Origin of the sequence: Pseudomonas moorei, from assembly GCF_042846945.1 — a bacterium.
Taxonomy (GTDB): Bacteria; Pseudomonadota; Gammaproteobacteria; order Pseudomonadales; family Pseudomonadaceae; genus Aquipseudomonas; species Aquipseudomonas moorei.
In genome coordinates, this window is sequence record NZ_AP035776.1 from 407,600 (window position 1) to 429,205 (window position 21,606).

Below are 21,606 nucleotides of genomic sequence, written 5' to 3' on the forward strand. Positions count from 1 at the left end.
TCGTCAGGGGCGCATGAAGCCGTAGTCCTGACCGTCGTCGAGGTTTTCCGCCAGGAAATGCAGCTCGTCGGCCAAATCCTCCGCACTGCGTACCGCCTTGCTTTGCTGCACCACGGCACTGAGCAAGGCGCGCAGGCTCAACCCGGGATCAAATCCCTCGGCTTGCGCCGAATCCAGACTCTGCCTCAACTCCTGCCTTGCCCACTCGTAAACACTCATGACGAAACTCCTGAAGGTTTTGCCGAGCATGGGATTGCCGGCGTTTTCAGGCTTTGATGTGAGTCAAGACTTCGGATCGTCATCCTTCCAGGGCGCCGAAAGGTAGCGTGTGCGGTTGAAGGTCTCCAGCCATTCCGGGCAGAACACCACCAATGCGCTGACCACCATGCCGTTGATAAAAGCCTCGGGAAAAATCAGCAACCACAGGTACCCGACAAAATCCTCCAGCCAGTACGGCATCTCAAAGCGCTCGTCGAACCACAGCAGCCACAACGCCAGCAGCAGGCACAGCAACGCCGACAGGGCCGCCGCAAAAAAACCGGACACGAAGATATACACAAAGGGATTTCGCGGCTGAGCACGCTCCACCAGGATCGCGCAGCACTCGGTCACCAGCACCGGCAACAGGATCAGCAACGCGCCATTGACCCCGACCGCCATCAAATCCTGTCGCCCGAGCGCCACCAGCCCCAACTGCGCCACCAGCCCGCCGACGATAGCCAGCGGCCAGTCCAGCAACAGCGTCACCGCCGTCATGCCGATGAAGTGATAGGACACGCCGGTATCGAAATCCCGCCGCACCAGCCACAACATGAACAGCGCGAACACCGTGCCGAACAGCAAGTGCTGACGACGGCTGTCGGTGAACAGCTCGACCCAGGGCGCACGCCAGATTGCCCAGAGCAACACCGGCACATAAATCAGCCAGCCGACTGTCAGACTTTGCGATGACAGCAGCTCGGCGCCGATCATGGGCGAGACGCCTCCAATGCCTCACGCAACTGCGCAGCCGTGGCGTATTCGTGCTGCGCCACCAATTGGCCGTCCTTGAGCTGTAACCACAGCACTTTATCCTCGGCACCGGGATACTTCGGAGCAACGCGGCCGTCGCGATCCAGCATTACCCGGTAGGAATAATCGCGCATGGCCGGTATGGCGAACATTTTGGCGATCAGCCGTGGCATGCGCTGGATATCCGCGAGAAACACGGCATGGCGAGCCTCCAGATAGCCTTTGGGCTGGCCTTGCAACGCAGCGTTGACCAACTTGGCCCCCTCCATGCTGCGAGCCACCAGCAGCGTCTGAGTGCGATTATCGAGGGTAAAGGCCTGATCGAACTGATCAAGCAGCGTCCAGGGCGCCACATGCTCGCCGACCTCAAGCGCATTGGCCCAGAGGGGTAGAAGCCCGAGCAACAACACCGTCCAATATTTCACATTCAACCCCTTGGTCGATCGTACGAGTGGTGGCCATCAGTCTACACCGCCGTTTCCGAGTGCCCAGTCACGCGGTTTACCGCTTAACGCTTTCTGCTTGTCGCAATTGAACGCTAAGCTTGGGCCTATGGATGACTCAGATTACTTACGCCTGCTGACCATCGCGGCCGAGCAAGCCAACGCGTTCCTGTCCAATGCCCGCAAATGGGAGCGGGAGCGTTGGGTCTGCCAGCGCCTGCTGCAAGGCTTGAACATTTCTTATCGTGCCGACGAATTCGCCCCGGCCGGCGAGCCGCCGGACGTGTTGTTTCGCGATGCCAGTTTCGAGGTGTTCTTCGTTCTCGACGAAGGCCGGCGTCTCAACGACGAATGGCGCGATGAGCTGCAACGGCGACGCAGCGCGTTCTCCCTGAGCCAGCTGGTACGGCGCGAGGCCAAGCCGCGGCGCATCCCGGCCAACGAATTCTTGCTGCGACTGGCGCCGACCTTGCGCAAAAAAGCGCACAACTACAAAGAACGCGGCATGGATCTGGGCGAACTGGACATCATCGCCTTTGCCAGCCTCAAGCGCGAAGTGCTGGACCTCAACAGCCATTTCCCGCCGCCCACCGAATACTTGCGCCAAGGCTGGCGCTCACTGTCACTGGTGGGGCCGACCTTCGCCCGAGTACTGTTTGCGCATCCCGATGCTCCGGATTTCCTGCGCAGCAACCTGGGGCGCAGCATTGTTTTCGACGTCGGGATCAGTCTGTGAGCCCATTGCAGGAACTGATCGCCGAAGTCCCGCAAATCGGTCGCGTACGCTGGATTGGCGTGCGCCCACAACCTCACGTACCGATGATCGAACTGGAGGCCGTGGAAGCGCGACTGGAGGCTGGCTTGACCGGTGATCGAGCCCGGCCGGGTGTACGCAATGCACGGCAAGTGACGTTGATTCAATGGGAGCATCTAGCGGTGATCAGCTCGCTGATGGGCCGTCCGCCTGACAAACCGGTGTTGCCTGGTGAGTTACGGCGCAATCTGGTTATCAGCGGCATCAACCTGTTCAGCCTCAAGGGGCGTCGCTTCAAAATCGGCCAGGCCATTTTCGAAACCACTGGCTGGTGCCAGCCTTGCGCACGCCTGCAAAACAGCCTCGGCCCCGGGACCTTTCAGGCCGTTCGCGGACATGGCGGAATCACTGCCCGAGTGTTACAAAGTGGAATCATTCGCCTGGACGACACGGTGAGCGTCGAGCCGATTCCGGACAGCGGCTATGCTCCGTTCAACGTTCGTTAAATCAATCTGTAACCTCTACACACTCAGCAACGTCTACCCCTGACGAGGCCCGATATGACCAGCCGCCTGAACCCCGACGACCAGAAGCATGTCGAAGAGTACCTGCATCTGTCCCAGCACCGAGTCGAGCGCCGGCCCTTCCGGCCGTGGATGCTCCTTGTGCTGGTGTTGGCCGTGACCATTGGTCTGGGCTTGTTGAGCCGACTTATCAGTTACCTGACGCTATGAGCCGCTTCGCGCTCGCTCGGTTGACTGCACCGATTTCCTTTAGCCTTGCGAGATATCCCCATGACTCATCGTATTGTCATCGTTGGCGGCGGCGCCGGCGGTCTGGAGTTGGCTACCCGTCTGGGTAAGACTCTGGGTAAACGCGGCATCGCCAGTGTAATGCTGGTCGACGCGAATCTGACCCACATCTGGAAACCGCTGCTGCACGAAGTGGCGGCCGGTTCCCTGAATTCTTCCGAAGACGAACTCAATTATGTTGCCCAGGCAAAATGGAACCACTTCGAGTTCCAGTTGGGGCGCATGAGCGGGCTCGATCGCACGCAGAAGAAAATCCAGCTGGCCGCCACTTATGACGAAGCCGGCCTGGAGCTGGTTCCGGCGCGGGAGGTGGCTTACGACTCGCTGGTGATTTCCGTCGGCAGCACGACCAACGATTTCGGCACCCAGGGCGCGGCCCAGCATTGCCTGTTCCTCGACACCCGCAAACAGGCCGAGCGCTTCCACCAGCAGTTGCTCAACCATTACCTGCGAGCGCATGCCGGGCAGACCGACAAGGTCGAACAGATCAGCGTTGCCATCGTCGGCGCCGGTGCCACCGGAGTCGAACTGGCCGCCGAACTGCACAATGCGGCCCACGAACTGGCGGCCTATGGCCTGGATCGGATCAAGCCGGAAAACATGCACATCACCCTGATCGAAGCCGGGCCACGGGTTCTGCCGGCGCTGCCAGAGCGAATTGGCGGGCCTGTGCATAAAACCCTCGAGAAGCTCGGGGTCAATGTCATGACCAACGCTGCGGTCAGCGAAGTGACGGCGGACAGCCTGATCACCGTCGATGGCAAAGTCATCAACGCCAGCCTGAAAGTCTGGGCCGCCGGCATTCGTGCACCGGGCTTCCTCAAGGACATCGACGGCCTGGAAACCAACCGCATCAATCAACTGCAAGTGTTGCCGACCCTGCAAACCACCCGTGACGAGAATATCTTCGCCTTCGGTGACTGTGCGGCCTGCCCGCAACCGGGCACCGACCGCAACGTGCCGCCGCGCGCGCAAGCTGCGCATCAACAGGCGTCGCTGCTGGCCAAGTCGCTGAAACTGCGGATTGAAGGCAAGGCATTGCCTGAGTACAAGTACACCGATTACGGCTCGCTGATCTCGCTGTCGCGGTTTTCTGCGGTGGGTAACTTGATGGGCAATCTCACCGGCAGCGTGATGCTTGAAGGATGGCTGGCGCGGATGTTTTACGTGTCGCTGTACCGCATGCACCAGATGGCGCTGTACGGGCCGTTCCGCACGGCAATGCTGATGCTGGGCAGCAAGATCGGACGCGGCACCGAGCCACGGCTCAAGTTGCACTGATACCGCACAACCACTGTGGGAGTGAGCCTGCTCGCGATGACGGTTTAACATTCAACTAATGCGCTGAATGTCATACCGCTTTCGCGAGCAGGCTCGCTCCCACATTTTTTCCGGGAACATTACACCCGGAAGCGCCGCACCATCCCCTGCAGGGCATTCGCCAACTGCGACAGTTCATGGCTCGATGCGCTGGTCTGATCGGCCCCGGCAGCCGAACGCACAGACAGGTCACGGATATTCACCAGATTGCGATCGACCTCACGCGCCACTTGGGCCTGCTCCTCGGCCGCACTGGCGATCACCAGGTTTCGCTCGTGAATCTGATGCACCGACGTCGTGATGGTTTGCAGCGCTTCACCTGCCCTCTTGGCCAGCACCAGCGTGCTGGCGGCACGGGAGGCGCTGGCGTTCATGGCCTCCAGGGCCAGGCTCGAACCATTGCGCATGCCCTGCACCATCTGTTCGATTTCCTGGGTCGATTGCTGCGTGCGATAGGCCAACGCGCGCACTTCATCGGCCACCACCGCAAACCCGCGACCACTCTCGCCCGCGCGTGCGGCTTCAATGGCCGCGTTGAGCGCCAGCAAGTTGGTTTGTTCGGCGATGGCGCGAATCACATCCAGCACCTTGCCGATATCCTGGGATTGATTGGCCAGCGATTGCACCAGCGCACCGGTACTCTGCACGTCGTCGGCCAGTGCACTGATCGCACTGGCGGTTTCGCTGACTCTCTCTTGCCCTTGATGCGCGGACTCACTGGACTGGCGGGTGGCATCGGACGTGGAGACCGCGTTGCGCGCAACCTCTTCAACAGCAATGGTCATTTCATTGACCGCCGTAGCCGCTTGCTCAATCTCGTTGTTCTGCTGTTGCAGGCCCTGGGTGCTATCGAGGGTCACGGCACTCAGCTCATCGGCCGCCGTGGCCAATTGCGTGGCCGATCCGCTGATACCCTGCAGGGTGTCCCGCAGGGTTTGCTGCATGGTCGCCAACGCTTTGAGCAAACGACTGACTTCGTCATTGCCATGGGTTTCGATCGGGCGGGTCAGATCGCCCTGCGCCACGTGCTCTGCAGCGCTCACAGCGTCACTCAGGGGGCGCACGATGCTACGGGTCAGCAACATGGCCAGGCCAACCGTGGCCAATGCCGCCAGGGCGATGAACACACTCACAATGGTGCGTGAGGTTTCGTAGTGATCTTTGGACTTGTCGCTTTCCGCCGCGACTTGTTTGGTAAACAGTTCAGCCAGATCACTGAGTTGCTTGCCGGAACCGTCGACCACAGTCTTCATGTCCACCAGCAACAGTTTGGTCAATTCGTCACGACGCCCCTGTTCGGCCAGGGTGAACGACTGGGCAATGCCGGCGCGATAGGCCGCAAAGGTATTTTTGAATTGCTCGTACAGCGCCTTGCCTTCAGCCGTGGTGACCAGCTTGTCGTAGGCGGCAATCTTTTCGCTCAGTTCCTTGTCGCGGGTATCCATTTGGCTGCGGTATTGGGTGATGTTCTTCGGGTCCTGATCCAGGGCCATGCGCAGGGATATCGTGCGGATGCGCAGCATGATCTCGCGGATCTCGTCGCCACCACGAATACTCGGCAGCCACTGTTTCTCCACCGCCACCTCACTCTCGCGGATGCTCGACATTTGCCCCAGCGCAAATATTCCGAGCAGCGCCACCAGCACCGCAATCAAGGCGAAACCCAACGCAGCACGTGGGGCAATATTCAACTGTCGAAGAAACATAACGAGCGCCTTTCTTGTTGTTGGCTTGAGTGGGGGCTGTGCCCCGACAGCTCGTTATCGGCAAGTTGTACGATGACTTGAAACGAAATGCTTTTTCGCAGGCAAAAAAAATCCCCGTATCTTTCGATACGAGGATTTTTAATATGGTCGGGGTAAGGGGATTCGAACTCCTGACATCCTGCTCCCAAAGCAGGCGCGCTACCGGACTGCGCTATACCCCGGTAAAAAAAAGGCACCTTTGAAAGGCGCCTTCTGCGAACAGAGCTTTTGGCGTCTGATCTTAAGATTTGATCCCAGACTTAACTGGTTTCAAAAATGGTGGGTCGTGTGGGATTCGAACCTACGACCAATTGGTTAAAAGCCAACTGCTCTACCAACTGAGCTAACGACCCAAAAATGGTCGGGGTAAGGGGATTCGAACTCCTGACATCCTGCTCCCAAAGCAGGCGCGCTACCGGACTGCGCTATACCCCGGTTTGAAATTGGCTCCGTGACCAGGACTCGAACCTGGGACCCAATGATTAACAGTCATTTGCTCTACCGACTGAGCTATCACGGAACTACATATTTCAATTTACAACGGTGAAGCTTTACTGCGTTCTCTTCGACTCGTTCGCATCGCTGCGTTCGTGTGTCTGAGGCGCGCTATTCTACAATCTTCAGCACCTCTGTCAACCCCCTAAATTGCTTTCAAGTTAATGATTTGCAACTTATTTTGGATTCCTGCTTGGGGAGCGGAAACCCTGGCGGGTGACTGACTGCGGGGCGCACTTTACAAGCCTTTTCCTTTAAGTTCAACAGCCTAACGAAAAAAAGGCCTCGCAATGCGAGGCCTCCTGTTCAGTTACGCGTTTTTGTAGAAGCCAGCTTGCTCGCGAAGAACTCTTGAGCGCTGCGTTTAGCCAGATAACACGCGTTATCGTTAACGACCATCGCGAGCTGGCTCGCTCCTGCAGTGGATCAAACGAAGACGATTTCGTCGTTCTCCACAACGCCCTTGGCAGTGTCGCCGGGCATGAAACGACCCGACAGAATCAACTGAGCCAGCGGGTTTTCGATCCAGCGCTGGATCGCTCGTTTCAGCGGGCGAGCGCCATAAACCGGGTCGTAGCCTACCGCGATCAGCTTATCCATGGCCTCAGGGCTGAGTTCCAGCTTCAGTTCCCGCTCGGTCAGGCGACTGCGCAGACGCCCCAACTGGATCTCGGTAATTCCGGCAATCTGATCCCGCGCCAAAGGCTCGAAGATCACCACTTCGTCGACCCGGTTGATGAACTCCGGCCGGAAGTGCGAGGAAATCGCGTCCATTACCGCTGCACGCTGGGCCTCGCGATCACCGACCAATTCCTGGATCTGCACCGAGCCCAGGTTGGACGTCATGACAATCACGGTATTTTTGAAATCCACCGTGCGGCCATGGCTGTCAGTCAACCGCCCATCCTCGAGCACTTGCAGCAAGATGTTGAACACATCCGGATGCGCCTTCTCGACCTCGTCCAGCAGGATCACCGAGTAAGGCTTGCGACGCACCGCCTCGGTCAGGTAACCGCCCTCCTCATAGCCTACGTAGCCCGGTGGAGCACCGATCAGGCGAGCCACGGAATGCTTCTCCATGAACTCGGACATATCAATGCGCACCATCGCCTCTTCAGTATCAAAGAGGAACTCCGCCAGTGCCTTGCACAGCTCGGTTTTACCGACACCGGTCGGGCCGAGGAACATGAACGAACCACTCGGGCGATTCGGGTCGGCCAAACCGGCACGGGAACGCCGCACCGCGTTGGAGACCGCGACCACCGCTTCGTCCTGGCCGATCACGCGCTGGTGCAACAGGCTTTCCATCTTCATAAGCTTGTCGCGCTCGCCTTCAAGCATTTTCGACACAGGAATCCCGGTCCATTTCGACACGACTTCGGCGATCTCTTCTTCAGTCACCTTGCTGCGCAGCAACTGGTTTTCGCTTTTGCCATGCTGGTCGACCATCTGCAGACTGCGCTCCAGGTCCGGGATCACCCCGTACTGCAACTCGGCCATGCGGTTCAGGTCGCCTTTGCGGCGCGCGGTTTCCAGTTCCTGACGGGACTGTTCGATCTTTTGCTGAATCTGCGCAGAGCCCTGAACCTCGGCCTTTTCCGAGTTCCAGATTTCTTCGAGATCCGAGTACTCACGCTCAAGGCGAACGATTTCTTCCTGGAGTTTTTCCAGACGTTTCTTCGCCGCGTCATCGCTTTCTTTCTTCAGCGCCTGGGATTCCACCTTCAACTGAATCAAGCGACGTTCCAGGCGGTCCAGCACTTCCGGCTTGGAGTCGATCTCCATGCGGATGCGGCTGGCGGCTTCATCGATCAGGTCGATGGCCTTGTCCGGCAACTGGCGGTCAGTAATATAGCGGTGGCTGAGCTTGGCCGCCGCGATAATCGCACCGTCGGTGATCGCCACCTTGTGGTGAACCTCGTAACGCTCTTTCAGGCCCCGCAGGATCGCGATGGTGTCTTCTTCACTCGGCTCGTCCACCAACACTTTCTGGAAGCGTCGCTCGAGGGCGGCGTCCTTCTCTATATATTGGCGGTACTCATTGAGTGTGGTTGCGCCGACGCAATGCAGTTCACCGCGAGCCAATGCCGGCTTGAGCATGTTGCCCGCGTCCATCGAACCTTCGCCCTTGCCGGCGCCGACCATGGTGTGCAATTCGTCGATGAACAGAATGATCTGACCTTCCTGCTTCGACAGTTCATTGAGCAGGGACTTCAGGCGTTCTTCGAATTCGCCGCGATACTTGGCGCCGGCAATCAACGCCCCCATGTCCAGGGACAGCAGGCGCTTGCCCTTGAGGCCGTCCGGCACTTCGCCGTTGATGATGCGCTGGGCCAGACCTTCAGCGATGGCGGTCTTGCCGACCCCAGGCTCACCGATCAATACCGGATTGTTCTTGGTGCGGCGTTGCAGCACCTGAATGGTCCGGCGAATTTCGTCGTCACGGCCAATCACCGGATCCAGCTTGCCCTCTTCGGCGCGCTTGGTCAGGTCGACCGTGTACTTATCCAGCGCCTGACGCGACTCTTCGTGGTTAGGATCATTGACCGCCTCGCCACCGCGCAGGTTGTTGATCGCATTTTCCAGGGCTTTCTTGCTCACGCCCTGGCCGAGCAACAATTTGCCGAGCTTGCTGTTCTCGTCCATGGCAGCAAGCAGCACCAGCTCGCTGGAGATGAACTGGTCGCCCTTCTGCTGGGCCAGCCGATCGGCCTGATTGAGCAGGCGCGCCAGATCCTGCGACATGTTGACGTCGCCGGTCGGGTTCTGGATTTTCGGCAGCTGGTCGAGCTCTTTGGTCAGCTCTTTACGCAGGCTGTTGATGTCGAAGCCTGTTTGCATCAACAGAGGTTTGATCGAACCACCCTGCTGCTCGAGCAGGGCCTGCATCAAGTGCGCCGGTTCAATGGCCGGATGGTCGAGACCGACGGCCAGGGATTGGGCGTCGGACAAGGCTAACTGCAATTTGCTGGTCAAACGGTCTATACGCATGGGTCACCTTCCTTTTGAGCAGGCCGGACCTATAAAACATCCTGAATGAAGAAACCTGCCAGATAGCACAATAGATGCGGTCGATTCTGGGAGATTCAAGCGTCGTGATGTTGATGCAGATCAGACAAGTCTAGCGTGGTGCCCTGCCTTACGAGTAACAGCACTCTTTATTCAGGGCACTACAGCCAGATAAGGGAGGCAAACCGGCCAGTGCGGGACGCACGGCGATAAGAAAAGAAGCGTTGATCGGTCACGGTGCAGAAACCGCCACCATAAACGGCGGTGACACCGCGGGCTGCCAAACGCAAACGCGCCAACCTATAGATGTCGGCCATGAATTTGCCGGCGTTTACGCTTGGCACGAAAGCATCCGCTGCTTGCGGCAATTGCTGAACGAAGGTTTCGCGCACTTCCGGGCCGACTTCAAAGGCTTGCGGGCCGATGGCCGGGCCGAGCCATACCAATACGTCGGCGGGTGGCACGTCCAGGCTGTCGAGAGTGGCTTCCAGCACGCCAGCCGCCAACCCGCGCCAACCGGCATGGGCCGCCGCGACGCGAGTGCCGGCGCGGTCGCAAAACAACGCTGGCAGGCAGTCGGCAGTCATGGCCGCGCAAGCGATGCCGGGCGTCGCCGTCCAGCTGGCGTCAGCAGTGACCACCTGGCTCGGGTCGGCATGGGCCACGACAATGCCGTGGACCTGTTGCAGCCAGGCCGGTTGAATGGAGAAATGATCGGTGAGGCGACGGCGATTTTCGGCGACAGCTTCAGGACTGTCGTCGACGTGATCGCCAAGGTTGAGGCTGTCGAACGGCGCCTGACTGACGCCGCCCGCACGGGTGGTCACACAGGCCTTGACCCCGGCCGGCGCGGGCCAGTCAGGAATCAGCCAGTCACTCATCCGATGAACGCCTCGCGGTCTTGCTTGAGCAGGGTCAGCAACCAGACGAAATCTTCCGGCAATGGCGATTCCCAGCTCATGCGTTGACCGGTGGTCGGATGATCCAGCTCCAGGAAGCGCGCATGCAGCGCCTGACGCGGGAAGTTTTTCAAGGATTCGACCATCGTCGGGTTGGCTGCCGGTGGAATACGGAAACGACCGCCGTAGGCAGGATCTCCGACCAACGGGAAGTTGATGTGCGCCATATGCACGCGAATCTGGTGCGTACGACCGGTTTCCAGCTTCACCCGCACGTGAGTGTGGGAGCGGAAACGCTCGAGCACACGGTAATGGCTGACGGCTTGCTTGCCCCCTTCCATCACCGCCATGCGCTGGCGCTGCTGACCATGACGACCGATCGGCGCATTGATCTTGCCGCCAGCCGTCACCACGCCAATCACGATGCACTCGTAGATCCGGCTGACACTGCGGCTCTGCAACTGAGTCACCAGTTGAGTTTGCGCCTGAATGGTCTTGGCCACCACCATCAGACCGGTGGTGTCCTTGTCCAGACGGTGCACGATACCGGCGCGCGGCACATTGATAATGTCCGGCACATGGTGCAGCAAGGCGTTGAGCAAGGTGCCATCGGCGTGACCGGCTGCCGGGTGCACCACCAGGCCCGCAGGCTTGTTGATCACCAGGATGTCGTCGTCTTCATAGACGATATCCAGGGCAATGTCTTGAGCGACCCATTCGCCCTGAGCTTCCTGCTCGGCAGTGAGTTCAAGAATGGCGCCGCCGTGAACGATGTCTCGCGGGCGGATAACCGCCCCATCCACAGTCAGGCGGCCGTCTTTGATCCAGGCGGAAAGGCGCGAGCGCGAGTGCTCAGCGAATAATTGTGCGGCGACTTGATCGAGGCGTTGGCCGCCCAATTCGGACGGCACCTCTGCGCGAAGTTCAATTTTATCGGACATGCTCAGACTAGGCGTCGGCACAGCCTTTGGTTTCGGCTGCGCGCTTGTGGTTAAATACGGCGTCTTTTGCCCCGAGGCTATTCAACGGGGCGCTCATCATAACAGGACGGCCACGCCCAAGACAGCGGCCGTCATAGGGACGCAAGCCGCCATGCAAGTGAAACACCTGCTGCTGATCGCCATCCTCGCATTGACCGCTGCTTGCTCATCGAAGGAAGTCGTAGACGAAAACCTGAGTGAAGTCGAGTTGTACCAACAGGCCCAGGCCGATCTGGACAACAATAGCTACACCAGCGCCACTGCCAAGCTGAAGGCTCTGGAATCGCGTTATCCGTTCGGTCGTTATGCCGATCAGGCTCAACTCGAGCTCATCTACGCCAACTACAAGAACAGCGAGCCAGAGGCTGCCAAAGCCGCCGCCGAGCGTTTCATTCGCCTGCACCCACAACATCCGAATGTCGATTACGCCTACTACCTCAAGGGCCTGACTTCTTTCGACCAGGACGTCGGCCTGCTGGCACGCTTCCTGCCCCTGGACATGACCAAGCGTGACCCGGGCGCCGCCCGCGACTCCTACAACGAGTTCGCCCAGCTGACCAGCCGCTTCCCGAACAGCCGTTACGCACCGGATGCCAAGCAGCGCATGATCTACCTGCGCAACCTGCTGGCGGCCTATGAAATTCACGTGGCCAACTACTACCTGACCCGTCAGGCCTATGTGGCCGCCGCGAACCGTGGCCGTTACGTGGTGGAAAACTTCCAGGAAACGCCTTCGGTCGGCGACGGCCTGGCAGTGATGACCGAAGCCTACCAGCGCCTGCACCTGGATGAGCTGGCCGCCACCAGTCTCGAAACCTTGAAGCTCAACTACCCGAACCATCCTAGCCTGGTCGACGGCCAGTTCGTGCCGTCGGTAGCCGAAGCTGACAACCGTTCGTGGTTGAGCAAGGCGACCTTGGGCCTGATCGAGTCCCGCCCTCCGCTGCCACCGGGAGAAACCCGCGCCAACCAGGACGTGCAGAAGCAGTTCCAGGACGCCAAGGATGCGATTCCGAGCGAACTCAAGCCTAAAGATTCCAGTGACGATGTGATCAAAGAACAGAATCACGAAGCCGAAGGCAACAACAGCGACCGTTCGTGGTTCAGCTACATGACCTTCGGCGTGTTCGACTGACACCCCGCCAGGGCCAAAAGGGAGACTCTCGAGTCTCCCTTTTTTATTACGCCGTTTTTTGTGCAGAGCATTACGCTGTGCGCCCGTGATGTACCGGGCTAAACTGCCGGCTCATCAACAAAAAAGCAGCTCACCATGCTTGGTAAATTATTCTGGATCGCCCTGATAGTTGCGGCGATATGGTTCTGGCGCAAGAACAAGCGCCAGGCGTCCTCTCCCAAGTCCCCTGCCGAGCTGGAAGCGGCTCCCATGGTCCGCTGCGCCCATTGCGGCGTGCACCTGCCCCGCGACCGGGCGCTAAGCCTTCAACAAAAGTGGTACTGCAGCCAGGCTCACCTGGAGCAAGGCCCCGGTTCCAGTGACCGCTGAGGCACCCCATACCGGCAGCAACCAGGCCCAGCGACTCCTGCGCCTGTATCACCTCTACCGTTTGAGCGTCGGCATCATCCTGGTGCTGTTGATTTCCAGCGACATGGACAATCAGTTGCTGACGTCCAGCCACGACGCGTTGCTGCGCGGCGGCAGCTGGCTGTACCTGATACTGAACATTCTGCTGGTGGTGTTCTTCGAGAACACCCGTCGTCCGGCGCAATTGTTCAGCCTGGCGTTGGTTGACGTCCTGCTGCTGTGCGCTCTGTTCTATGCCGCGGGCGGTGTGGCCAGTGCCATTGGCAACCTGTTGATCGTGTCCGTGGCCATCAGCAACACCCTGTTGCGAGAGCGAATCGGCTTGCTGATCGCTGCGGTCGGTGCGCTCGGCATCGTCGGCTTGAGTATCCTGCTGAGCTTCAGCCATCCCGCCAGTCCCAGCGATTACGCGCAGGTCGGCATCCTCGGCACCCTGTGCTTTGCAGCGGCCTTGTTCGTGCAAGGACTCACCCGACGCCTGGAATTCAGCGAAAACCTCGCCGAACAAAGAGCCAGTGAAGTCATCGGCCTGGAAACCCTCAATGCACTGATCCTGCAACGCATGCGCACCGGCATTCTGGTGCTCGACGAGCACAGACGGGTACAGCTTGCCAACCACAGCGCCTTGGCACTGTTCGGTTGCGAGGGTCTCGAGGGCCATCTGATTGACGAGCACTGCCCTTCCCTGGTCGAGCGCCTGGTCCTTTGGCGCAACAATCCGACGCTGCGCCCCCACTGCGTGAAGATCACCAATAGCGGTCTGGAGCTGCGCCCAAGCTTCATCACCCTGGACACCGGCCCGAACCGCCGGACCCTGGTCTTTCTCGAAGATCTCGCCCAGATCACGCAGCAGGCACAACAATTGAAGCTGGTCGCCCTTGGTCGCCTGACCGCCGGCATCGCCCATGAAATCCGCAACCCGCTGGGCGCCATCAGTCATGCTGCGCAGCTATTGCAAGAATCGGAGGAACTGAACAGCGGGGATCGGCGTCTGACGCAGATTATTCAAGACCACTCTGAGCGAATGAATCGGGTAATCGAAAACGTCCTGCAACTGTCCCGCCGCCAGCAAACTCTACCGCAACGGCTCGACTTGATGCCGTGGCTGGAACGGTTCGTGGGCGAAACCCGCGAGGCAGCAACCGGGCGCCAGCAGATTCACTTGCACATCACTGGCGCGGACTTCAAGACGCTGATGGATCCCGACCAATTGCGGCAGGTTCTCGACAACCTGGTGGGCAACGCCTGGCGCCACAGTGGCTTGCACCGCGAGCAGGCGCAGGTCTGGCTTGAATTGTTCATTGATCCAATTAGCCAGTTGCCGATCCTGGAAATTGTCGATGACGGTCCTGGCGTGCCCTCGGATGATCAAGCACACCTGTTCGAACCCTTCTTCACCACCCGTCAGAATGGCACTGGCCTGGGTCTCTACCTGTCCCGTGAGCTGTGCGAAAGCAATCAGGCCCGCCTGGACTTCAAGCCACGCCAGGAGGGCGGCTGCTTTCGCATTACCTTTGCTCACGGACGGAAACAAGGTTGAACAAGAGACCACGGCAAAAAGTCCTGATCGTCGACGACGAACCGGACATCCGCGAACTCCTTGAAATTACCCTGGGACGGATGAAACTCCACACCTGCGGCGCCCGCAATGTTGGCGAGGCCCTGGGTCTGCTCAAGCGCGAAACGTTCGACCTGTGCCTGACCGACATGCGCTTGCCGGACGGTACCGGTCTTGAGCTGGTGCAGCACATCCAGCAACGTTACCCGCAAGTTCCGGTGGCCATGATCACCGCCTTCGGCAATGTCGAAACGGCGATCAATGCACTGAAGGCCGGCGCCTTCGACTTCCTGAGCAAACCGGTGGACCTTGGCCGCCTGCGGGAACTGGTCACCAGCACCTTGCTGCTTGCTGTTCCCGGCAATGCCATCGATCGTCGCCTGCTGGGCGATTCGTTGCCCATGCGCGACCTGCGCAAGCAGATCGACAAACTGGCGCGCAGCCAGGCGCCGGTGTACATCAGCGGCGAGTCAGGCAGCGGCAAGGAATTGGTCGCGCGCCTGATCCATGAGCGAGGACCGCGGGGCCACCGCCCCTTTGTGCCGGTCAACTGTGGGGCGATTCCATCGGAACTGATGGAGAGCGAGTTCTTCGGCCATCGCAAAGGCAGCTTCAGCGGTGCCATTGAAGACAAACCCGGACTGTTCCAGGCGGCCCACGGCGGCACCCTGTTTCTCGACGAAGTGGCTGATCTGCCGTTGCCGATGCAGGTCAAACTGCTACGCGCGATTCAGGAAAAAGCCGTGCGCAGCGTCGGCGGGCAACAGGAAGAGATGGTCGATGTGCGCATCCTCTGCGCCACCCACAAGGATCTCTCTGCCGAAGTCGCTGCCGAACGCTTTCGCCAGGATTTGTACTATCGCTTGAATGTCATTGAACTGCGGGTTCCGCCCCTGCGCGAGCGCCGCGACGACATAGAACCACTTGCCAGCCATGTGCTCATGCGCCTGGCCGCCGACACCGGGCAACCGGCAGCAACACTCCACCCGCAAGCCCTCGACGCGCTGAAAAACTACCGCTTTCCAGGCAATGTGCGCGAACTTGAAAACATGCTCGAACGAGCCCACACCCTGTGCGAAAACAAACAGATCGAGGCCAGCGACCTGCGCCTGGCCGAGGGCAACTGCGCCGCTGAAGCGGGCTTGCGTGACCTGACACAGATCGACAACCTGGAAGCGTACCTGGAAAACGTCGAGCGCCAGCTCATTCTCCAGGCCCTGGAAGAAACCCGCTGGAACCGCACGGCAGCAGCTCAGCGGTTGAATTTATCGTTTCGGTCGATGCGCTACCGATTGAAGAAATTCGGCCTGGATTGAGCGGCTCTTGTACTGGCCTCAGATCCGCCCGGTCGGCGCATAGGGGGCAGGATCAATAATCGGCTCACGCCCCAGCATCACATCAGCAAACAACTGACACGACGCCGGTGCCAGTACCAGACCGTTACGGTAGTGCCCGCAGTTGAGCCACAACCCCTCAAAACCCGGCACCCGACCAATGTAAGGAATACCCTCCGGCGAACCTGGGCGTAATCCGGCCCAATGCCCCACCACTTCAGCATCCGCCAACGCTGGAATCAGCTCCACCGCCGACGCCTTGAGGCTCTCGAGGGCCGATTCGGTCGGGGTCTTGTCGTAGCCTTCATGTTCCAGGGTGCTGCCAACCAGAATGTGCCCGTCGCGCCGCGGAATCGCGTAACGCCCCTTGGCCAGCACCATGCTCGGCAGAAAGTCAGCCGCGCACTTGTAGAGAATCATCTGACCCTTTACTGGCTCGACCGGCAACGCCAGTCCGAGGCCCTTGAGCAAGTCGCCGCTCCAGGCGCCCGCCGTCAGGACCACTTGATCCGCATGGACACTCCCTGTCGAGGTATGCACGCCAACGACTGTATCGCCTTCACGGATAAACCCGCTGACTTCGCATTGCTCGTGGATCGTCACGTTCGGCAGCGCCAGCAACGCCGCCCTGAGCGACTTCACCAGGCGTGGATTGCGCACGTTGGCCACATCGGCCATGTAGATCGCCCGTGAGAAACTGCCACCGAGCACCGGTACCGCATCGTGCGCCGCCGAGATATCCACGGCCCGTAACGGACGGTTCTCCCGCGCAGCCCAGGCCAGCGCCTCGGCCTCGTCATCCAGATCCAGCCAGTACAGACCGGTGATATGCACCTCGGGATCAACCCCGGTGGCAGCAAACAGGCGCTCACCCAACTGCGGATAAAAATCCTGGGACCAATGGGCCAGTGCCGTGACCGCCGGGCTATAACGCCAAGGATAAAGCGGAGAAACGATCCCGCCGCCTGCCCAGGATGATTCCTGGCCCACGTTCGAGCGGTCCAGCAGCACAACGCTCTGCACTTCGGACGCGAGATTGAATGCCGTCAGCAGACCGATTACCCCGCCGCCGACAATCACCACTTGCTGTTGCCTGGTCATGTTCTGATCCAACCGATAAATAGACAGTGGACGCAAAGGGGCGTCCGAAAAGGAAACTCAGCGACCCCAGCAATCCTTGGTGGTCAGGCCGGCCGTGGCGTTGACCATGCCACGGACACCGGTATTGGTCATAGTGAAATCTCCGCACTTGTCCGCAGCCATGCTCGTACCAGGCTTGCGCACTGCCGTCAGCAGGAAAGTCTGATCAGTCAGGGTCGGGGTAATGGTGTAGTAGTCGTTGCCGGCGCTCAGACCGGTGGCATCGGTGTAGACATTCTTTTGCGAATAGAAACGCTCAAGGATCTGTGCCTGCTCGGTCAGCAGACTGGCTATTTCGGTCCGGCGGCCCTTGTTCAGGTATTCGGTGAAACTCGGGGCAGCAATGGTCATGACAATCCCGATGATCGCAATCACGATCATGATTTCGATCAGGGTAAAACCGCGGTTGGATCTGTGCATGCCTCAACTCTCACTTACTGTATTTGTCGCCACATGATGCGGCGGCTGCCGCCGGCGGATTTTTCCATCCCTGGGGTGTCGTCGCCAGTGGATTCGTGCGCAGCCGCGTCACTGCCGTCGGCGTCCGGGGTCGAATTCTCTCCAATGAAGGTCACGCCGTTCGAAAGTCTATCGTTGCTGTCGACCACGCCATCGTCGTTGCTGTCGAGCATCTTAGCGCTGATCGCCTCAGGTAGCTTGAGGCAGACGGGTATCAGGCCATGATTGTTGCGATAGAAACCGTACCAGTTGCCATTGGCAAGACAGGTTCGCCGGTCCAGCGCCGGTGAATCCGGCAGCGTGATGGCCTGGGCCGGCACCGACAGGTTCAGCGCTACGATGACACCGCACAGCAGCGGCGAGAACCTGGAAAGTCGCTCAGTACTTGGCATAGATACTCTCCACCACACTGCGAGAGTACCCCGCGATGCCTACCGCCGTTATCCGATACAAGGTTGCCTGTGTATTGATCGGCACATTCACGGCGTCGCGGGTGACGCCGATGTTTTGCACGCCATAAAAGCCCTTTCCCGACGCCACCCACATCACTCCGGAGTTGGCGTTGAAACCCGCAGAGGTAATGGTCGACGACTCGGCCGGTGGCGCGCATTGAAGGCCACCGCTGCAAACCGGCAGCGCATAACTGTCCCGCCGAACCGCGCTCTCGCCCACTCGCAAGGCAGCCTCGGCGCCTTGAAACGACTGATTGCGCAAGCTCACGCTACCGGCCATTTTTTCCTGCAAGGTGGCGTTCTGCATCGAAGAGACACCTATCAGCGTCAGCAACAACAGGAATATCAGACTGACCAGCAACGCCATGCCACGCTGGCGATAAGAAATCACGGATGAAAAAATCATCGCCCTTCCCTTCATGGCAAGCGATTGCGCAGAGCGGCAACCACGTTGAAGGTTTGATCGCTCACCCGATGGTGAGGATCGAAGAGCGTCAGGCTCAGCCGCACGCTGCGAATGCGCGCCGGATCAGATGGATTGCTGCTATAGCTGGACGCGGCGATATCAGTAGCCGAGCTGGCAATGCCGAAGCTCACGTCGAAGGCTTTGACGTTATCCACCAGCGTCTGCCGGCGCGGTGCGCCACTGCCAACGGCAATCGTCAGCTGATCATTTCTCAAGCCATAGGCTATGCGCCGGATCGGAAATGCCAGTTGGCCTGGACCAGGCGAACGCGACTCGCTGTAAGCCTTCGCACTGGTCCGACAATCGGAGACCACGGTCCATGTCGGCGTTCCACCGTTACTGCCGACATCCGCCGTGACCAGCGTCAGGCTTTGGCTGGCATTGTCCCAGCTGATCGGTGTTATCCGGCTGGCATTGAAATCACCCGCCGAACTGTCCGCGGTAATGGTCTCCAGACAGCCGAACATGCCGACCATACGGATTTCCTGAATCATTTTGCTCAGCACGAAACGCGCATCTTCCTGCATGGCTGCGGCGGCGTTCTGACTGACGTAGGTGTTTTTGGCGGCGATGAACACCTGCACCACACCCAACACCACAACCAGGCTCAACGCCAGGGCGATGAGCAATTCGATCAGACCGAACCCTCGACTGGATCCCTTCATGGCGTGACCACCGGGTCGACAGTGGCTCGGCTGCTCAGAACGAAGCTGCGACGGGAATCGGCGTTGTTGGCGGCCCGCGAGTCGTCCCAGTTAATGGTGATGGTATACACGCCCTGATTGAGGCTGATGTTGCCGGTCGCAGTGGCGCCGCCAAAACTGATGATGTTGCGGGTGAAATCGTAGAGATCCTGGTCCCGGGCGACGTTCAGATTGCCCGAGGCCGGTGGCGTAATGGTGTAGTCGGCAGCAGCGTTGGCGCGAATGCGGTCCATCATGTCGTAGGCGATAAAACTGGCCTGGCTGGTCATGCGCGCACTGTCCGTGTACTTGAGCGCATTCAATTGCAATGCCGCCGCCCCCAACAGACCCACACTCAGAATCAACAAGGCAACCAGGACTTCGATCAGCGTCATGCCCTCCTGTGCAGCTTTGCTCCATTGCCTCATCCGCAACTTCCACCCAATAGAATTCGTCCGTTCAAACACAGGTTCAGCGTCCTGTTTTGCCTGCCCAATACATAACTGATCACCACCGCGGTGGACGGTGATGCCAGCCCTCCCAGATTATTGAAATCGATGGCCGACACACCCGAGGTTAGCGTCAGAGTCGCGTCACTGCTCATTGCCGGCACAACCCGCAATACATTCGCCGGCGTGCCGATACCGTCATACACCGACAACTCCCCGGTCCATACGCTGCCATCCATTGTTGGGCGCACGCGAGTGGTCACGCCGCGATTGATTGCCTCCAGTCGCGCGAAGTTCAGGACTCGTCGCAGATCACCGATCTCGGTATCGGCCCTGGTGATTTGCGCCGAACGCGTAAACGCCGGTACAGCCAGGGTGATCAGGGCCAGAAAGATCGCAATCCCCACCAGCAATTCCAGCAACGTGAAACCATTTGAACGATGTTCCATCGGTGCCCTCTGCTGCCATTGGCTATACCTGCAATTGCTCGCCAGAACATGCGACCGACAAAACCCGGTTGCACTGCCATCGCCCGCGCACGGATCGCTCGGGTGAGAAAACTTCAGGGAGGGAGATGTCATGCATCAGCGCGGTTTCAGCCTGATCGAACTGCTCATGGGACTGACAATTGTCGGGATTGTTCTGCACCTGGTCAGTCCGGCGTTTGCGGCACTGTCAGAATCGGCCTATCGCGAGGAGGCAGCGAAGTCACTTGCCAGCGGCATGCGTAGCGCAAGAGTTGCTGCGATCACACGAAACCAGTCTGTCGTCATTCACGGCATAAACGATGACTGGAGCCAGGGCTGGCGAATCGTTCTGGATGTCAGCGGCAAGGGGCATGAGGACAGCAGTAATCCGCTACTGATGGAGCATCGCAGCGGCACGCGAGTGCCGGTGTTCGGCAATCAACATCTCAGGACGTCGATTCGCTTCAGCCATTTGGGCGAACCGGTGAAAAAAGGTTTGCAATCGGGGACATTACACGTCTGTGCCAGCCGCGAACCGGTGAGCCGGCACCAGGTGGTGCTGGCGTCCAGCGGCCGCGTCAGCCTGCGCAGCGAAAAAGCTGAACAGGCATTATGCGCAGGAGGGAGCGGAATCAGAGCAGGGAACGAACGCGTAACTCTTTAGGCATGGAGAACGTGATGTTCTCCTCGCGACCGGCCAGTTCATCAGCACCGGTAGCCCCCCAGGCTTGCAACTGCTGGATCACGCCACGCACCAGGACTTCCGGTGCAGAAGCACCGGCCGTGATGCCGATGCGCTCGACGCCGTCAAACCAGCTTTTTTGCAGGTCTTCAGCACCATCAATCAGGTAAGCCGGGGTCGCCATGCGTTCGGCGAGTTCACGCAGGCGATTGGAGTTGGAGCTGTTGGGACTGCCAACCACCAACACGACATCGCATTCGTCGGCCAGTTGCTTGACCGCATCCTGACGGTTTTGCGTGGCGTAGCAGATGTCGTCCTTGCGAGGGCCACCGATGGCCGGGAAACGCTTACGCAGAGCGTCGATGACACGGCTGGTATCGTCCATGGACAGGGTCGTCTGGGTGACGAATGCCAGTTTCTCGGGGTTGCGCACTTGCAGTTCGGCGACGTCCTTTTCATCTTCGACCAGATAGATCGCACCACCATTGCTGGCGTCGTATTGCCCCATGGTGCCTTCGACTTCCGGGTGGCCGGCGTGGCCGATGAGAATGCATTCGCGACCGTCGCGGCTATAGCGCGCCACTTCGATATGCACCTTGGTCACCAGTGGGCAGGTGGCGTCGAACACTTTCAGGCCCCGGCCGGCCGCTTCAGTGCGAACGGCTTGGGAAACACCATGGGCACTGAAGATCACGATCACATCGTCCGGCACCTGATCCAGTTCCTCGACGAAAACCGCCCCGCGCGCGCGCAGGTCTTCGACGACGAACTTGTTATGGACCACTTCGTGGCGCACGTAGATCGGCGGACCGAAGACTTCCAGTGCGCGGTTGACGATTTCGATCGCGCGGTCCACACCGGCGCAGAAGCCACGGGGGTTGGCGAGTTTGATTTGCATGCTGTGC

General features: G+C 59.4%; 24 protein-coding genes, 4 tRNA genes and 1 pseudogene. 9 read left to right on the forward strand and 20 right to left on the reverse strand.

The window, feature by feature from the left end; all coding sequences use genetic code 11:
• Positions 1–3 precede the first annotated feature (3 nt).
• The 3 genes from ACGJAX_RS01945 to ACGJAX_RS01955 form a co-directional block, all read right to left on the reverse strand.
• A complete protein-coding gene (locus ACGJAX_RS01945) occupies positions 4–219 on the reverse strand; it encodes a hypothetical protein (protein WP_047533370.1) in 216 nt (71 codons plus the stop codon).
• 63 nt (positions 220–282) lie between these two features.
• The gene (locus ACGJAX_RS01950; protein ID WP_247254694.1) at positions 283–972 is read right to left on the reverse strand and encodes an energy-coupling factor ABC transporter permease; all 690 of its coding nucleotides are present in this window, start codon (positions 970–972) and stop codon (positions 283–285) included.
• Positions 969–1,436: an FAD/FMN-containing dehydrogenase gene (locus tag ACGJAX_RS01955; protein WP_390957295.1), complete on the reverse strand. Its 468-nt coding sequence runs from the start codon at positions 1,434–1,436 to the stop codon at positions 969–971. Before ACGJAX_RS01955 ends, ACGJAX_RS01950 begins: the two co-directional genes overlap by 4 nt.
• A 127-nt stretch (positions 1,437–1,563) precedes the next feature.
• On the opposite strand from ACGJAX_RS01955, the gene ACGJAX_RS01960 reads away from it, so the two are divergent.
• From ACGJAX_RS01960 to ACGJAX_RS01975, 4 genes are read left to right on the forward strand one after another with little or no spacing between them, the layout of a single operon-like run.
• Positions 1,564–2,190 (forward strand): DUF1780 domain-containing protein, encoded by a 627-nt coding sequence (locus tag ACGJAX_RS01960; protein WP_090325235.1) that lies wholly within the window; start codon positions 1,564–1,566, stop codon positions 2,188–2,190.
• Positions 2,187–2,714, forward strand: a complete 528-nt coding sequence (locus ACGJAX_RS01965; RefSeq protein WP_390957296.1) for an MOSC domain-containing protein — start codon at positions 2,187–2,189, stop codon at positions 2,712–2,714. The genes ACGJAX_RS01960 and ACGJAX_RS01965 overlap by 4 nt, the downstream gene beginning before the upstream one ends.
• A 54-nt stretch (positions 2,715–2,768) precedes the next feature.
• Positions 2,769–2,942 carry a DUF3094 family protein gene (locus ACGJAX_RS01970; protein ID WP_047533382.1) on the forward strand — a complete coding sequence of 58 codons (174 nt, stop codon included), beginning with the start codon at positions 2,769–2,771 and terminating at the stop codon, positions 2,940–2,942.
• 60 nt (positions 2,943–3,002) lie between these two features.
• On the forward strand, positions 3,003–4,301 hold the full coding sequence (locus ACGJAX_RS01975) for an NAD(P)/FAD-dependent oxidoreductase (protein ID WP_247254691.1): 1,299 nt from the start codon (positions 3,003–3,005) through the stop codon (positions 4,299–4,301).
• Positions 4,302–4,420: 119 nt separating this feature from the next.
• Here the strand turns inward: ACGJAX_RS01975 and ACGJAX_RS01980 are convergent, their stop codons facing one another.
• The 9 genes and pseudogenes from ACGJAX_RS01980 to rluD all read right to left on the reverse strand — a co-directional run bounded on the left by ACGJAX_RS01980 (position 4,421) and on the right by rluD (position 11,429).
• Positions 4,421–5,284, reverse strand: a complete 864-nt coding sequence (locus ACGJAX_RS01980; RefSeq protein WP_390959788.1) for a methyl-accepting chemotaxis protein — start codon at positions 5,282–5,284, stop codon at positions 4,421–4,423.
• A 39-nt stretch (positions 5,285–5,323) separates the two neighbouring features.
• A pseudogene (locus ACGJAX_RS01985) lies at positions 5,324–6,046 on the reverse strand (MCP four helix bundle domain-containing protein); the annotation flags it as partial.
• 144 nt (positions 6,047–6,190) lie between these two features.
• Positions 6,191–6,267 (reverse strand) — tRNA-Pro (locus ACGJAX_RS01990).
• Positions 6,268–6,362: 95 nt separating this feature from the next.
• Positions 6,363–6,438 (reverse strand) — tRNA-Lys (locus ACGJAX_RS01995).
• Positions 6,439–6,443: 5 nt separating this feature from the next.
• A tRNA-Pro gene (locus ACGJAX_RS02000) sits at positions 6,444–6,520 on the reverse strand.
• Between the two features lie 9 nt (positions 6,521–6,529).
• Positions 6,530–6,605, reverse strand: a tRNA-Asn gene (locus ACGJAX_RS02005).
• A gap of 401 nt (positions 6,606–7,006) precedes the next feature.
• Positions 7,007–9,571, reverse strand: coding sequence for an ATP-dependent chaperone ClpB (gene clpB / locus ACGJAX_RS02010; protein WP_090325246.1), 2,565 nt, complete (start codon positions 9,569–9,571; stop codon positions 7,007–7,009).
• 179 nt (positions 9,572–9,750) lie between these two features.
• Positions 9,751–10,470: a peptidoglycan editing factor PgeF gene (gene pgeF / locus ACGJAX_RS02015; RefSeq protein WP_090325248.1), complete on the reverse strand. Its 720-nt coding sequence runs from the start codon at positions 10,468–10,470 to the stop codon at positions 9,751–9,753.
• Complete coding sequence (rluD, locus tag ACGJAX_RS02020; protein WP_090325250.1) at positions 10,467–11,429, reverse strand: 23S rRNA pseudouridine(1911/1915/1917) synthase RluD; 963 nt, start codon at positions 11,427–11,429, stop codon at positions 10,467–10,469. Before rluD ends, pgeF begins: the two co-directional genes overlap by 4 nt.
• A 151-nt stretch (positions 11,430–11,580) precedes the next feature.
• On the opposite strand from rluD, the gene ACGJAX_RS02025 reads away from it, so the two are divergent.
• The 4 genes from ACGJAX_RS02025 (at position 11,581) to ACGJAX_RS02040 (ending at position 15,885) form a co-directional block, all read left to right on the forward strand.
• On the forward strand, positions 11,581–12,603 hold the full coding sequence (locus ACGJAX_RS02025) for an outer membrane protein assembly factor BamD (protein WP_390957298.1): 1,023 nt from the start codon (positions 11,581–11,583) through the stop codon (positions 12,601–12,603).
• Positions 12,604–12,738: 135 nt separating this feature from the next.
• Positions 12,739–12,972 (forward strand): PP0621 family protein, encoded by a 234-nt coding sequence (locus tag ACGJAX_RS02030; RefSeq protein WP_090325254.1) that lies wholly within the window; start codon positions 12,739–12,741, stop codon positions 12,970–12,972.
• Positions 12,962–14,551, forward strand: coding sequence for an ATP-binding protein (locus ACGJAX_RS02035; RefSeq protein WP_390957299.1), 1,590 nt, complete (start codon positions 12,962–12,964; stop codon positions 14,549–14,551). The genes ACGJAX_RS02030 and ACGJAX_RS02035 overlap by 11 nt, the downstream gene beginning before the upstream one ends.
• A complete protein-coding gene (locus tag ACGJAX_RS02040) occupies positions 14,548–15,885 on the forward strand; it encodes a sigma 54-interacting transcriptional regulator (protein WP_390957300.1) in 1,338 nt (445 codons plus the stop codon). Before ACGJAX_RS02035 ends, ACGJAX_RS02040 begins: the two co-directional genes overlap by 4 nt.
• 18 nt (positions 15,886–15,903) lie before the next feature.
• Here ACGJAX_RS02040 and thiO read toward each other — a convergent pair whose 3' ends face one another.
• The 7 genes from thiO to ACGJAX_RS02075 are packed head-to-tail and all read right to left on the reverse strand — an operon-like array spanning position 15,904 to position 20,001.
• On the reverse strand, positions 15,904–17,004 hold the full coding sequence (gene thiO / locus ACGJAX_RS02045; RefSeq protein WP_390957301.1) for a glycine oxidase ThiO: 1,101 nt from the start codon (positions 17,002–17,004) through the stop codon (positions 15,904–15,906).
• Between the two features lie 57 nt (positions 17,005–17,061).
• Positions 17,062–17,463 (reverse strand): type IV pilin protein, encoded by a 402-nt coding sequence (locus tag ACGJAX_RS02050; protein ID WP_090325261.1) that lies wholly within the window; start codon positions 17,461–17,463, stop codon positions 17,062–17,064.
• Positions 17,464–17,477: 14 nt separating this feature from the next.
• The gene (locus ACGJAX_RS02055) at positions 17,478–17,894 is read right to left on the reverse strand and encodes a hypothetical protein (protein WP_390957302.1); all 417 of its coding nucleotides are present in this window, start codon (positions 17,892–17,894) and stop codon (positions 17,478–17,480) included.
• The gene (locus ACGJAX_RS02060; protein WP_390957303.1) at positions 17,881–18,360 is read right to left on the reverse strand and encodes a PilX N-terminal domain-containing pilus assembly protein; all 480 of its coding nucleotides are present in this window, start codon (positions 18,358–18,360) and stop codon (positions 17,881–17,883) included. Before ACGJAX_RS02060 ends, ACGJAX_RS02055 begins: the two co-directional genes overlap by 14 nt.
• An 11-nt stretch (positions 18,361–18,371) precedes the next feature.
• Positions 18,372–19,085: a prepilin-type N-terminal cleavage/methylation domain-containing protein gene (locus ACGJAX_RS02065; protein ID WP_390957304.1), complete on the reverse strand. Its 714-nt coding sequence runs from the start codon at positions 19,083–19,085 to the stop codon at positions 18,372–18,374.
• On the reverse strand, positions 19,082–19,531 hold the full coding sequence (pilV, locus tag ACGJAX_RS02070; protein WP_390957305.1) for a type IV pilus modification protein PilV: 450 nt from the start codon (positions 19,529–19,531) through the stop codon (positions 19,082–19,084). The genes ACGJAX_RS02065 and pilV overlap by 4 nt, the downstream gene beginning before the upstream one ends.
• Positions 19,528–20,001, reverse strand: a complete 474-nt coding sequence (locus ACGJAX_RS02075) for a GspH/FimT family pseudopilin (protein WP_090325271.1) — start codon at positions 19,999–20,001, stop codon at positions 19,528–19,530. The genes pilV and ACGJAX_RS02075 overlap by 4 nt, the downstream gene beginning before the upstream one ends.
• A 130-nt stretch (positions 20,002–20,131) precedes the next feature.
• On the opposite strand from ACGJAX_RS02075, the gene ACGJAX_RS02080 reads away from it, so the two are divergent.
• Positions 20,132–20,683 (forward strand): GspH/FimT family pseudopilin, encoded by a 552-nt coding sequence (locus ACGJAX_RS02080; protein ID WP_390957306.1) that lies wholly within the window; start codon positions 20,132–20,134, stop codon positions 20,681–20,683.
• On the opposite strand, the gene ispH is transcribed toward ACGJAX_RS02080, so the two are convergent.
• Positions 20,652–21,599 (reverse strand): 4-hydroxy-3-methylbut-2-enyl diphosphate reductase, encoded by a 948-nt coding sequence (ispH, locus tag ACGJAX_RS02085; protein WP_390957307.1) that lies wholly within the window; start codon positions 21,597–21,599, stop codon positions 20,652–20,654. The two genes, ACGJAX_RS02080 and ispH, sit on opposite strands and share 32 nt — an antisense overlap.
• Between the last annotated feature and the right edge of the window lie 7 nt (positions 21,600–21,606).